12 protein-coding genes are annotated in these 12,992 nt (G+C 65.6%); 1 reads left to right on the top strand and 11 read right to left on the bottom strand.

Features of this window, described 5'->3' with window-relative positions; all coding sequences use genetic code 11:
• The first annotated feature begins 100 nt into the window (after nucleotides 1–100).
• A complete protein-coding gene (locus tag ACI48D_RS10015; RefSeq protein ID WP_435571073.1) occupies nucleotides 101–604 on the top strand; it encodes a DciA family protein in 504 nt (167 codons plus the stop codon).
• A gap of 40 nt (nucleotides 605–644) precedes the next feature.
• Here ACI48D_RS10015 and lpxC read toward each other — a convergent pair whose 3' ends face one another.
• The 11 genes from lpxC to murD form a co-directional block, all read right to left on the bottom strand.
• Entirely contained in the window at nucleotides 645–1,580 is a 936-nt protein-coding gene (gene lpxC, locus ACI48D_RS10010) for a UDP-3-O-acyl-N-acetylglucosamine deacetylase (RefSeq protein WP_435571072.1), read from the bottom strand.
• 84 nt (nucleotides 1,581–1,664) lie between these two features.
• Nucleotides 1,665–2,507 (bottom strand): DMT family transporter, encoded by an 843-nt coding sequence (locus ACI48D_RS10005; protein WP_435571124.1) that lies wholly within the window; start codon nucleotides 2,505–2,507, stop codon nucleotides 1,665–1,667.
• A gap of 149 nt (nucleotides 2,508–2,656) precedes the next feature.
• Nucleotides 2,657–3,163, bottom strand: coding sequence for a peroxiredoxin (locus tag ACI48D_RS10000; protein WP_435571071.1), 507 nt, complete (start codon nucleotides 3,161–3,163; stop codon nucleotides 2,657–2,659).
• A 212-nt stretch (nucleotides 3,164–3,375) separates the two neighbouring features.
• The gene (gene ftsZ / locus ACI48D_RS09995) at nucleotides 3,376–4,581 is read right to left on the bottom strand and encodes a cell division protein FtsZ (RefSeq protein ID WP_435571070.1); all 1,206 of its coding nucleotides are present in this window, start codon (nucleotides 4,579–4,581) and stop codon (nucleotides 3,376–3,378) included.
• A 144-nt stretch (nucleotides 4,582–4,725) separates the two neighbouring features.
• Nucleotides 4,726–5,958: a cell division protein FtsA gene (gene ftsA / locus ACI48D_RS09990; RefSeq protein WP_230020410.1), complete on the bottom strand. Its 1,233-nt coding sequence runs from the start codon at nucleotides 5,956–5,958 to the stop codon at nucleotides 4,726–4,728.
• 20 nt (nucleotides 5,959–5,978) lie between these two features.
• On the bottom strand, nucleotides 5,979–6,797 hold the full coding sequence (locus ACI48D_RS09985; protein WP_435571069.1) for a cell division protein FtsQ/DivIB: 819 nt from the start codon (nucleotides 6,795–6,797) through the stop codon (nucleotides 5,979–5,981).
• Nucleotides 6,798–6,800: 3 nt separating this feature from the next.
• Nucleotides 6,801–7,775, bottom strand: a complete 975-nt coding sequence (locus tag ACI48D_RS09980; RefSeq protein WP_435571068.1) for a D-alanine--D-alanine ligase — start codon at nucleotides 7,773–7,775, stop codon at nucleotides 6,801–6,803.
• Nucleotides 7,772–9,169 carry a UDP-N-acetylmuramate--L-alanine ligase gene (gene murC / locus ACI48D_RS09975; RefSeq protein WP_435571067.1) on the bottom strand — a complete coding sequence of 466 codons (1,398 nt, stop codon included), beginning with the start codon at nucleotides 9,167–9,169 and terminating at the stop codon, nucleotides 7,772–7,774. Before murC ends, ACI48D_RS09980 begins: the two co-directional genes overlap by 4 nt.
• Complete coding sequence (murG, locus tag ACI48D_RS09970; RefSeq protein WP_435571066.1) at nucleotides 9,166–10,254, bottom strand: undecaprenyldiphospho-muramoylpentapeptide beta-N-acetylglucosaminyltransferase; 1,089 nt, start codon at nucleotides 10,252–10,254, stop codon at nucleotides 9,166–9,168. The genes murC and murG overlap by 4 nt, the downstream gene beginning before the upstream one ends.
• Complete coding sequence (ftsW, locus tag ACI48D_RS09965; protein WP_435571065.1) at nucleotides 10,251–11,480, bottom strand: putative lipid II flippase FtsW; 1,230 nt, start codon at nucleotides 11,478–11,480, stop codon at nucleotides 10,251–10,253. The genes murG and ftsW overlap by 4 nt, the downstream gene beginning before the upstream one ends.
• Nucleotides 11,480–12,988, bottom strand: a complete 1,509-nt coding sequence (gene murD / locus ACI48D_RS09960) for a UDP-N-acetylmuramoyl-L-alanine--D-glutamate ligase (RefSeq protein ID WP_435571064.1) — start codon at nucleotides 12,986–12,988, stop codon at nucleotides 11,480–11,482. Before murD ends, ftsW begins: the two co-directional genes overlap by 1 nt.
• Between the last annotated feature and the right edge of the window lie 4 nt (nucleotides 12,989–12,992).

Below are 12,992 nucleotides of genomic sequence, written 5' to 3'. Positions count from 1 at the left end.
TCACAAGTGCAGGCGGACAAAGAATGTTATCAAATTGCACTCGATCGCACATTTCCAATCGTTTCTGTCGGACGCGCCCCGGCTGTGGTATGTTCCGGCCATGCAGCCGCCCAAACAGCCCCCCTTCCATATTTATGGTACGCGCGTGCGCCGCACCTCGATCGATGCGACCGACTTCCTGCGCCGCAGCGACCGCCTGGCCAGCCTGTTGCCGGCGGCAACCCGCATGGCCAGCCTGCAGAAGGAGGTGCGGCTGATCCTGCCGCCGATGTACGCCGGCTGCGAGGTGATGTCGCTGCAGGAAGGCGTGCTGACCCTTGCGGTGCCCTCCTCGGCCGTGGCCGCCAAGCTCAAGCAGCAGGCGCCCAAGCTGCAGGCGGCGCTGCAAAAGAAAGGCTGGCAGGTGGACTCGGTGCGGATCAAGATCCAGGTCGGACGCGCGCTGCCTGCCCGGGAGGAGGTCATGAAGCCGTCGTCGCTGGAACTGCCGCCGACGGCGGTACAGGCGTTCGAGGAGCTGGGGGATGCGTTGCCGGAATCGCCCCAGAATGCGCCGCTGATTGCGGCGATCAGGCGCTTGGCGGAGAAAAGGAAAGCCAAGTAAGGTCGTCCCGGCCAGGCCGGGAACGACGCTGTTCAAGCGCTCAGGTCAGCGCCCACTCCCGCTCCATCTGCGCGCCATACGACACCGGTGCCCGCCCTTCCTCGTCGAAGGTGACGATCTCGTAGGCTTCCGGATGCGCCAGCAGCTCGCGCAGCAGCAGGTTGTTCAGGCCGTGGCCGGACTTGTGCGCTTCGTAGCTGGCCAGCAGCGGGGAGCCGACCAGGTAGAGGTCGCCGATCGCGTCGAGGATCTTGTGGCGCACGAACTCGTCTTCGTAGCGCAGGCCGTCCGCGTTCAGGATGCGGTACTCGTCCATCACGATCGCGTTTTCCAGCGAACCGCCGCGCGCCAGGCCCATGCCGCGCAGGCTTTCGACGTCCTGCATGAAGCCGAAGGTACGCGCGCGCGCCACGTCGTGCACGTAGGAGACCTTGCCGAAGTCGACGACTGCGCGCTGCATGGTGCCGTCCACGGCCGGGTGGTTGAATTCGATGAAGAAGTCGAGCTTGAAGCCGTCGTACGGGCTCAGGCGGGCCCACTTCTCGTTGTTGCCGCTGCCCTGGCGCACTTCGACGGGCTCGAGCACGCGGATGAATTTCTTGGCCGCGCCCTGTTCCTGCACGCCGGCCTGCTGCAGCAGGAAGACGAAGGACGACGCCGAGCCGTCCATGATGGGGATTTCTTCGGCGGTGACGTCGACATACAGGTTATCGATGCCGAGGCCGGCGCAGGCCGACATCAGGTGCTCGACGGTCGAAACGCGCGCATTTTCCTGGATCAGGACCGACGCCATGCGGGTGTCGCCGACGATTTCCGCGTTCGACGGAAACTCGACGACGGGGTCGAGGTCGACGCGGCGGAACACGATGCCCGTGTCGACTGCGGCCGGGCGCAGGGTCAGTTCGACCTTGGTGCCCGAGTGCAGGCCGACACCTGTCGTGCGCACCAGCTGTTTGATTGTTCGTTGTTTGAGCATTTCCCGATTATATCGTAGCCCCCCTGCCTCCGCCGGTAGGGGCCCTGCTCCCCCGCCCCTTCCGGTGGCAGGAACACCACGTTTTCAGGGATGTTCAGCCTCGGCATGCGCCGTTTCGTGGCGAATCAGGTACAGGCCGCTGCCGACGATGATTGCCGCGCCGAACAATGTATATTGGTCGGGCAGGGTTTGCCAGAACATCCAGTCGATCGCGATGCCGCAGGCCAGCGCCGTGTACTCGAACGGCGCCACCACCGAGGCTTCGCCGTGGCTGAAGGCTTCGGTCAGTGCCAGCTGGGCCAGGAAGCCGCTGAGCGCCAGGCCGGCCAGCAGCGGCAGGTGGCGTGCCTCGACCGGGGTCCAGGAAGGCCAGGCCAGTGCCGTCGCGCCGACGGCCATCATCAGCATCAGCCAGAACACCATCTGTTCGCTGCTGTCGCTGCGCGCCAGCACCCGTCCCGTCACCGCCGACACCGCATAGCACACGGCCGCCACCAGGATCGCCAGCCCGCCGAGCGTGAGGAAGCCGTCGCCGCTGGGACGCAGCACCACCAGCACGCCGGCCATGCCGACCGCGATCGCCAGCCAGCGCGCACGACTCACGCGTTCATTCAGCACGAACACGGACAGCGCCGTGATCAGGATCGGGCCGATGAAGAAGATCGTATAGGCCTCGGCCAGCGACAAGCCCCTCACCCCGTAGGCGAACAGCGCCAGCATCACGATGCCGATCGCCGCGCGCAGCAAGTGCAGCGGCCAGTGGACCTGCAGGATCGAAGCAAAGCCGCCGCGCCAGGCGACCCAGACGCAGACCAGCGGCAGCGACGAGAGGGAGCGCAGCGCCGCCACCTGCATCGCCGGGAACTCGGCCGACAGCAGCTTCATGATCGTGTCCATGATCGAGAACATCAGCACCGCCGCCAGCATCGCCTGGATGCTGCGCAGGTTGCCGCTCAGCCTGGTGTTGGCTGCCTGCGGCTTATCTTTGGACTGGTCGGAAGATTCGGTGATCATGCTCGTGGGCGATAAAGACAAAAAACGGCGCCGCAGCGCCGTTCGTGGGCGGTGCGGACCGGTTAGCCGATCTGTTCCAGCAGCTTCTCGGCCGACGACACTGCGAAGCCGCCGCCGTTCTCGAGGTTCAGCTGCTTGACCACGCCGTCCTCGACCAGCATCGAATAGCGCTGGCTGCGGATGCCCAGGCCCTTGGCAGCCAGGTCGAGCTCCAGGCCCAGGGCCTTGGTGAAGGTGCCGCTGCCGTCGGCCATCATGCGGACGATGCCGGTGGCCTTCTGGTCGCGGCCCCAGGCGCCCATCACGAAGGCGTCGTTGACCGACACGCACCAGATCTCGTCCACGCCCTTGGCCTTCAGCTGGTCGGCCAGCTGGATGTAGCCCGGCAGGTGCTGGGCCGAGCAGGTCGGGGTGTAGGCGCCCGGCAGGCCGAAGATGGCGACGGTCTTCCCTTTGACGAGGTCGGCCGTGTTGAAAGTGTTCGGGCCCAGCGAGCAGCCTTCGGTTTCGGTCTCGATGAATTCCGACAGGGTCGCTTCAGGCAGGCGGTCGCCGATCTGGATGGTCATGTGAATACTCCAATGTTGTGATAATCAGAACCCACAAGTATGCCTGATCTACAGCAAACCGGGGTCAGACTCCCGATTTTGGAAAGATCCCATGAGGCATTTCCAAATTTGGGAGTCTGACCCCGGTTTGATTCAGCATAAACAAAAGGCCAGTACCGCTTGGTCGGTACTGGCCCTTGCATCATGGAGTTTGGCTTGCTTGGTCGGCTTGCTCAGTCAGCTTGCTTACGCAGGAACGCCGGAATGTCGTACGTTTCGACGCCGTTGTTCTGCATCGCGCGGACCTGCTCGGAGGCCTGCTCGCGGCGCCACACGGCCGGCTGCTTCATGCCGGCATCGGCGCCGCCGGTGCTGATCGAGCCCATGCGCACGTTGCCTGCGGAGACGGTAGCGGCGCCCGCCATCATCGGCGAACCGTAGGTACCGGTATGCAGGACCTGCTGCGGCTGCACCAGCGAGATGTTGGCCTTGTTCTTGCCCAGGCCGGTCGCAACCACGGTCACGCGCAGTTCGTCGCCCATCTCGTCGTCGTAGGCGATGCCTTGTGCGATGGCGGCGTCCGGAGCGGCGAAGGCGCGCACCGCGGCCATCACTTCCTTGATTTCCTTACCTTTCAGGCCGCGCGAGGCGGTGACGTTCACCAGCACGCCCTTGGCACCCGACAGGTCGATACCGTCCAGCAGCGGCGACGCCACGGCCTGTTCGGCGGCGATGCGTGCGCGGTCCACGCCCGAAGCGGTCGCGGTGCCCATCATGGCCTTGCCCTGCTCGCTCATGATGGTCTTGACGTCGTTGAAGTCGACGTTGATGTGGCCCGGCACGTTGATGATCTCGGCGATACCGGCCACGGCGTTGTTCAGCACATCGTCGGCATGCTTCATCCAGTCCAGCATGGATTCGTCTTCGTAGATGTCTTCCAGCTTCTCGTTCAGGATCACGATCAGGGAGTCGACGTGCTTGGTCAGCTCGGCCAGGCCGTTTTCGGCCACGTCCATGCACTTCTGGCCTTCGTACGAGAACGGCTTGGAGACCACGGCGACGGTCAGCGCGCCCAGGCTCTTCGCCACTTCGGCGACGATCGGCGCGGCGCCGGTGCCGGTGCCGCCGCCCATGCCGGCGGCGATGAAGACCATGTGCGCGCCGCGCAGCGAATCCTCGATGCGCGCACGCGACTGCTCGGCCAGCTGGCGGCCGACTTCCGGACGCATGCCTGCGCCCAGGCCGGAATCGCCGATCTGGATGATGTTGTGCGCGCTCGAGACCGCCAGCGCCTGCGCGTCCGTGTTTGCGGCGATAAACTCGACACCGGAAACACCTTTATTGATCATGTGCTGAACCGCGTTGCCACCCGCGCCGCCGACGCCGACGACCTTGATGACGGTTCCCAGTGATGCGTTATCGACCATATCGAACTCCATGATGAACTCCTAATTCAATGAGCTGTTCCCAAGCTGCAGACCTCATCGAATGCGATCAGACCTGCAGGTTGGAAACGTGCTTGTATTTTAAAAATAATTTACGTTGGTTACCAAGAAAAACCGTTACAGCGTGTACCAAAAGTCTTAAAAGTTCCCTAAAAACCACTCTTTCATCCGCTGCCATACCGCTTTCACCGATCCATCCTGACGGGTCACGATATGGCCGCGCAAATACTGCTTCTTCGCTTCCAGCAAAAGGCCGAGAACCGTCGCGTAGCGCGGACTGCGCACCACGTCAGCCAGCTGGCCGCGATACTCCGGCGTGCCAAGGCGCGCCGGCTTCAAAAAGATGTCTTCGGCCATCTCGATCATGCCCGGCATGATCGAGGAGCCGCCGGTCAGCACGATGCCCGACGACAGCACGCCCTCGTAGCCGGACTCGCGCACCACCTGGTGCACCATCGCGAACAGCTCCTCGACGCGCGGCTCGATCACGGCCGCCAGCGCCTGGCGCGACAGCGAGCGCGGACCGCGGTCGCCCAGGCCCGGCACTTCCAGGGTCTCGCCCGGATCGGCCAGCACCTGCTTGGCGACGCCGTAGCGGATCTTGATCTCTTCCGCTTCGCCGGTCGGGGTGCGCAGGGCCATCGCGATGTCGCTGGTGATCTGGTCGCCGGCGATCGGGATCACGGCCGTGTGGCGGATTGCGCCATCGCTGAACACGGCGATGTCGGTGGTGCCGCCGCCGATGTCGATCAGGACCACGCCGAGTTCCTTCTCGTCGCCCGTCAGCACGGAATCGGCGGACGCCATCGGCTGCAGGATCAGGTCCGAGACCTCGAGCCCGCAACGGCGCACGCACTTTACAATATTCTGCACCGCGGACACCGCACCTGTAACAATGTGTACGCGCACCTCCAGGCGGATGCCGCTCATGCCGATCGGCTCGCGCACATCTTCCTGGTTGTCGACGATGAATTCCTGCGGCACCGTATGCAGCAGTTGCTGGTCGGTCGGGATGTTGACCGCCTTCGCCGTCTCGATCACGCGCGCCACGTCGGTCGCGGTGACTTCCTTGTCCTTGATCGCCACCATGCCGCTCGAGTTGAACGAACGGATATGGCTGCCGGCGATGCCCGCATACACGTTGCGGATCTTGCAGTCGGCCATCAGCTCGGCTTCTTCGAGCGCGCGCTGGATCGACTCGACGGTCGCTTCGATGTTGACGACAACGCCCTTCTTCAAACCCTTCGACTCGTGCTGGCCGAGTCCGATTACTTCGTGGCGCCCATCGGCCATCACCTCGGCCACCACCGCCACCACCTTCGAGGTGCCGATGTCGAGACCGACGATCAGGTTCTTTGCGTCTTTTGTCATGTTTGCTGTCGCCTGCTGTGTTAGGTTTGCTTTGTTGTTTTAGTGGGTGCTTTTTTCTTTGCCGCCTTGACCGGCTTGCTGGCATCGAGCGGTACGTTCAAGGCCGCCGACGACAGCGCCAGACCGTTCGGATAGCGCATGTCGATCGTATCGATGCGTCCTTCCTGCAGGCGCGCCACCAGCTGGGGATAGATGCTCACCAGCCGCTGCACGCGCGCCTTCATGCCATCCTTGCCCAGCTCGCGGCCGAGTTCCACGCTCATGCCGTTGTCCAGCCGGACCGTCCAGGCGTAGCGCTTCGACAGGCTGAGCGAGACCGGCACCAGGCGCACCGGCGCGAACAGGCCGCGCAGCTCGGCGAATCGCGCCAGCACTTCCTTCTCGCTGCCGGGAGGACCGTCGAAAGCAGGCAGCTCGTGGTCCTCGTCGGCTTCGGCCAGGTTGGCGGTGAAGGCATCGCCTTTGACGGACAGCAGGCGTCCGTCCTCGCCCCAGGTGCCGAGCGCTTCGTGCTCCTCGACCTGGACGATCAACTGGTTCGGCCACTCGCGGCGCACGCTGGCCTTGCGGACCCAGGGCACCGCCTCGAAGGTCGAACGCACCTGCTCCAGGTCGGAGGTGAAGAAATTCCCCTTGATCTTGCCCAGCACGCTGTTGCGCACCGTGAGTTCGTTCACGTGCTGCAGGTCCAGGCCGTACATGCTCTCGACGCGCACCGCACGCAGGGAGAACATCGGACGCTGCGACAGCCACCAGACGCCGGACGCGATACAGGCGAGCGCCACCAGCGCGGTGAGCGCGCTGGCGGTTGCGTTCAAGGCTCGCGCGTCATGCCACATCGTTTATGCCTTTTCCTTCTTCTGCACGATCTTCAGCGACGCCGAACGCAGGATCTCGACGCACAGGTCTTCGTAGGAAACGCCTTCCGCACGCGCGGCCATCGGCACCAGCGAGTGCGTGGTCATGCCCGGCGAGGTATTCACCTCCAGCAGGAAGAACTGCTTGTCCGACTCGCGCAGCAGCACGTCGATGCGGCTCCAGCCTTCACAACCGAGGGCGCGGTAGGCCTTCTCGACTTCGCGCTGGATGCGGGCCGTGAGCTCCGCGTCGAGCGGCGCCGGGCAGTAGTATTTGGTGTCGTCCTTGAAGTACTTGTTCTGGTAGTCGTAGTTGCCTTCCGGTGCCACGATCTCGATGATCGGCAGCGCGCGCGCAGCCGTACCGCTACCCAGCAGCGGCACCGAGAATTCGCGGCCTTCGATGAACTGCTCGGCCAGCACCCGCTTGTCGTAGCGGCGGGACAGGTCGACGGCCGCCTGCAGCTCTGCCAAGCGGGTCACTTTCGTGATGCCGATGCTCGAACCTTCGAGCGGCGCCTTGACGATCAGCGGCAGGCCGAGATCCGCCACGACCTTGTCCAGGTTCGTACCCTCGTCGATGACGGCGTATTTCGGGGTCGAGACGCCGTGCGCCAGCCAGACGATCTTGGTGGTGATCTTGTCCATGCCGACGCTGGACGCCATCACGCCGCTGCCGGTGTACGGAATGCCGAGCTGCTCGAGGGCACCCTGCAGGCTGCCGTCCTCGCCGTAGCGGCCGTGCAGCGCGATGAACACGCGGTCGAATTTTTCCGCCGCCAGCTCGGCCAGCGAACGCTCGGCCGGGTCGAAGGCATGGGCGTCGACGCCCTTCGATTGCAGCGCCTGCAGCACGCCGGTGCCGGACAGGATGGAAATTTCGCGCTCGGCGGAGCGGCCGCCGAACAGGACGCCGACCTTGCCGAGTTGTTTGACTTCGGATGGGGATAAAACACTCACGATGCAACCTTTTGATGCTGGGTCAGTTGATGCGGAACGCCGCCGATCGAGCCGGCGCCCATGATGAGCACGACGTCGCCGTCACGCGCCACCTTCAGGATCGTCGCCGGCATGTCGGCGATCGATTCCACGAAAATCGGTTCGATCTGGCTGCCGGCGCGCAGCGCGCGCGCCAGCGCACGGCCGTCGGCCGCCACGATCGGGGTTTCGCCGGCCGAGTACACCTCGGCCAGCAGCAGCACGTCCGGCGCGCTCAGCACCTTGACGAAGTCCTCGAACAGGTCGCGGGTGCGGGTATAGCGGTGCGGCTGGAAGGCCAGCAGCAGGCGTCGCCCCGGATAGGCCGCGCGCGCCGCCGCCAGCGTCACCTGGGCTTCGACCGGATGGTGGCCGTAGTCGTCGACCAGGGTGAAGCTGCCGCCGCCCTCGAGCGGGATCTCGCCGTAGCGGGTGAAGCGGCGGCCGACGCCGCGGAATTCGGCCAGGCCGCGCGCCGTGTCTTCGTCCGGAACGCCGATCTCGCGCGCGATCGCGATCGCCGAGCAGGCGTTCAGCACATTGTGCATGCCCGGCTGGTTCAGCACGAAGGGCGTGTCCGGATAGCCTTCCTGGCGCACGGTGAAGCGCATGCGGGTGCCGTCGGCGTGGGCGTCCAGCGCGCGCACTTCGGCATCCTCGGAAAAGCCGTAGGTCGTCACCGGCTTGGTCACCTGCGGCAGGATAGCCCGCACGTTGACGTCGTCGATGCACATCATCGCGCGGCCGTAGAACGGCAGGCGGTGGGTGAAGTTCACGAACGCACCCTTCAATTTCTCGAAGTCGTGCTCGTAGGTGTCCATGTGGTCGGCGTCGATGTTGGTGATCACCTCGATCATCGGCGTCAGGTTCAGGAACGATGCGTCCGACTCGTCGGCCTCGGCCACGATGTAGTCGCCGGTGCCCAGCTTGGCGTTGGCGCCGGCGCTGTTCAGGCGGCCGCCGATCACGAAGGTCGGGTCCAGTCCGCCCTCGGCCAGCACCGAAGCCACGAGGCTGGTGGTGGTGGTCTTGCCGTGGGTGCCGGCGATCGCGATGCCGCGCTTCAGGCGCATCAGTTCGCCCAGCATGATGGCGCGCGGCACCACCGGTACCTTGCCGGCGCGCGCGGCCACCACTTCCGGATTCGATTCGTTGACGGCGGTCGAGGTGACCACGGCGTCGGCGCCGCGGATGTGCTCCGCCGCGTGGCCGGTGTAGACCGTCGCGCCGAGTTCGGCCAGGCGCTGGCTGGCGGCGTTCGAGGCCAGGTCCGAACCCGACACCTTGTAGCCGAGGTTCAGCAGCACCTCGGCGATGCCGCTCATGCCGCTGCCACCGATGCCGACGAAGTGAATATGCTTGATCTTGTGTTTCATGCCCTGCCTTTACCTTCGCTCAGTTCTTCCAGGACCTGCGCGATCGCCGCATTGGCGTCGCGCCGGCCGACCGCCTGCGCCGCTTCCGCCATCTTCAGGCAGTCGTCGCGGCTCAGCGATTGCAGCAGCTTCGCCAGCTGCTGCGGGTTCAGTTCGCCCTGCGGCACGTGCAGCGCCGCTTTTTGCTTGTCCATCCAGATCGCGTTGTCGCGCTGATGGCTGGTGGTGCTGGCCACGAAAGGCACCAGCACACTGGCCACGCCGGCGGCGGTCAGTTCCGACACCGTGATCGCACCGGCGCGGCAGATCACCAGGTCGGCGTTCGCGTATTCCGCCGCCATGTCGTCGATGAAGTCGAGCACGTTGGCCTCTACGCCGGCCTGGGCATACGCCGCGCGCAGGACCTCGATGTTCTTCTTGCCCGACTGGTGGGTGACGACCGGACGTACACCTTCCGGAATCAGGGCCAGCGCCGCCGGCACGGCATCGTTCAGGACTTTCGCGCCCAGGCTGCCGCCCACCACCAGGATGTTGAGCGGACCGCTGCGGTTGGCGAAGCGGTGGCCCGGCGACGGCATCTCGAGGATTTCCTTGCGTACCGGGTTGCCGGTGACGATGGCCTTGCCGGCCGCTTTGCCGAAGTCGGCCGGGAAGCCGAACAGCACGCGCTGGGCGATCGGGGTCAGGGTTTTGTTGGACAGCAGCAGCGCGGCGTCGGCATTCACCAGCGCCAGCGGCACGCCGCGGGCGCGCGCCATCATCCCGCCCGGCACGGTCACGTAGCCGCCCATGCCCAGCACCACGTCCGGCTTGCGCAAGGCGAGGTATTTGCGGCAGGACGCGAAGCTGGCGACCAGCTTGAACGCGCCGCTAAGCGTGTGGCCGAGGCCCTTGCCGCGCATGCCGGCGAAATCGATGCGGTCCATCGCGATGCCGTGCTTGGGCACGATGTCGCATTCCATGCCGTGGGCGGTGCCCAGCCAGCTCACTTCCCAGCCGCGCTCGCGCATCGATTGCGCGATGGCGATGCCGGGGAAGATGTGGCCGCCGGTGCCGGCCGCCATGATCATCAGGCGCTTGCTCATTTGTTGACTCCCTGGCGGCCGCCGCGCATCCGCACGCGGTTTTCGTAATCGATGCGCAGCAGAATCGCCAGGCCGACGCAGTTGAACAGCACACCCGAACCGCCGTAGCTCATCAGCGGCAGGGTCAGGCCCTTGGTCGGCAGCAGGCCGAGGTTCACGCCCATGTTGATGAAGACCTGCACGCCGAGCCAGATGCCGATGCCCTTCGCGGCCAGGCCGGCGAAGTGCTGCTCCAGCGCGATCGCCTGGCGCCCGATGTCGAACGCGCGTTTCACCAGCCAGTAGAACAGGCCGACCACGACCAGCACGCCGACCAGGCCGAGCTCTTCGCCGATCACGGCCATGATGAAGTCGGTGTGGGCTTCCGGCAGGTAGTGCAGCTTCTCGACGCTGCCGCCCAGCCCGACGCCGAAGAACTCGCCGCGGCCGAAAGCGATCAAGGAATGCGTTAACTGGTACGCCTTGTCGAGCGCATTGCCCTCTTCCCACGGATTCATGTAGGCGAACATGCGCGCACGGCGGAACGGCGAGAGCGCGATGATGGTCGAGAACACCATCACCAGCACGGCGCCGATGCCGCCGAACCAGATCATGTTGAAGCCGCCCAGGAACAGGATGCCCATCGAGATGCAGACGACCACGCCGAAGGCGCCGAGGTCGGGCTCCAGCATCAGCAGGGCACCGACCAGCGCCATCGCGGCCGCCATCGGCATGAAACCCTTGGTCAGCTTGTGCATGTACTGCTGCTTGCGCACCGTGAAGTCGGCGGCGTACAGCACCGCCACCACTTTCATGATCTCGGACGGCTGCATCTGCATGATCTTCAATGGCAGCCAGCGGCGCGCACCGTTGACCGAGACGCCCACGCCCGGCACCAGCACCAGCGCCAGCAGGACCAGCGTGCCGACGAACATCAGCGGCGCGAAGCGCTGCCAGGTCGCGACCGGAATGCGGAACACGAACAGGCCGACCACCAGCGAGAAGGCGATGAACATCGCCTGGCGCACCAGGAAGTAGTTGTTCTTGCCGCCCAGGTAGGCGAACTTGGGCGAATCGGACAGCGCGATCGAGGCCGAGTACACCATCACCATACCGAACAGCATGAGCAGGACGACGACCCAGACCAGCGGCTGGTCGTATTCCATCATGCGCGACGGACGCGCGCTCGCGGCGACCGCCGCATCGTTCGAAGAACCGCCGAATTTGAAAGGGATCTGGAAAGCCATCAGATGTCCTGCCCCTTTTCGAGCGCGATCTCGCGCACGACATCGACGAAGACCTGGGCGCGGTGTGCGTAGTTGGTGAACATGTCCAGGCTGGCGCAGGCCGGCGACAGCAGCACCACGTCACCCGATTTCGCCAGGCCACTGGCGCGGCGGGTGGCTTCCTCCAGGCTTGCCAGGTCGAAGCACGGCACGCCACTCGGCTCGATGGCAGCCTTGACGCTCGGGGCGTCGCGGCCGATCAGCAGCACCGCCTTCACGTAGCGCGAGCACGGACCGGCCAGCGGCGCGAAGTCCTGGCCCTTGCCGTCGCCGCCGGCGATCAGCAGGATCTGGCGGCCGGTCTCGCCGAAAGTCTGGCCCAGGCCTTCCAGCGCGGCGACGGTGGCGCCGACGTTGGTGCCCTTGCTGTCGTCGTAGTACTCGACCTCGTCGATGCTGGCGACCAGCTCGACGCGGTGCGGCTCGCCCTGGTAGTCGCGCAGGCCGTGCAGCAGCGGCGCCAGCGGCAGGCCGCAGGCGCGGCACAGGGCCAGCGCGGCCAGTGCGTTCGAGGCGTTATGAATGCCGCGGATGCGCAGCGCGTCGGCCGGCATCAGGCGGTTGATCACGAGTTCCTGCGGCTCTTCCGGCTCATTTAAGGATGGGCCACGGCGGCGCTTTTTCTCCGGCTCTTCCGCCGGACTGGCGTTGGCCAGCCACAGCACGCCGCGCTCGTTCACCAGGCCGAAACTGCCGGGGGCGTCCGGCTCGCCTGAGCCGAAGGTCGTGACCTGCGCGTCCGGGCTGCCCATGCGCATCACGGTGGCGTCGTCGCGGTTCAGCACGCGGACCGTGTCCTTGCCGAAGATGCGCGACTTGTCGAAGGCATAGGCCGTCATGCTGCCGTGCCAGTCCAGGTGGTCCTGGGTGAGGTTCAGGACGGTGGCGGCGTCCGGGTTCAGGCTGAAGGTGGTGTGCAGCTGGAAGCTGGACAGTTCCAGCACCCAGGCCTGCGGCAATTCATCGTTATCGAGGACTTCGCGCAGCACGTCCAGCGCGGCCGGGCTGATGTTGCCGGCCACGCACGTAGAAAAGCCGGCGCGGCGGCACAGCAGGCCGGTCAGGCTCGTCACCGTGGTCTTGCCGTTGGTGCCGGTGATGGCGATGACTTTCGGGGCGTAGCCACGGGTCGTCTTCAGGTCGGCCAGCGCCTGGGCGAACAGTTCGATCTCGCCCCACACCGGGATCGTGCGGGCGGCCGCTGCCGGGCCGATCTCGGCCAGCTCGCGCTCCGGCGCCAGGCCGGGGCTGACGGCGACGAAATCGACGCCGTCCAGCAGCCCGGCATCGAAGCCGCCGCCGATGAATTCGGCGGCCGGCACGGACTCGCGCAGCGCGGACAGGCGCTGCGGCTCGGTGCGCGTATCGGCCACGCGCACCGCCGCGCCGCAGCGCGCCAGCCATTGCGCCATCGCGAGGCCCGATTCGCCGAGCCCGAGTACCAGTGCGGTTTTGCCTTCGTAGTTCATGGTG

Source organism: Massilia sp. LXY-6, assembly GCF_051233485.1.
Lineage (GTDB): Bacteria > Pseudomonadota > Gammaproteobacteria > Burkholderiales > Burkholderiaceae_D > Telluria.
Note: the sequence above shows the minus strand (reverse complement) of the source record. Positions and strands in the feature narration are given on the sequence as shown.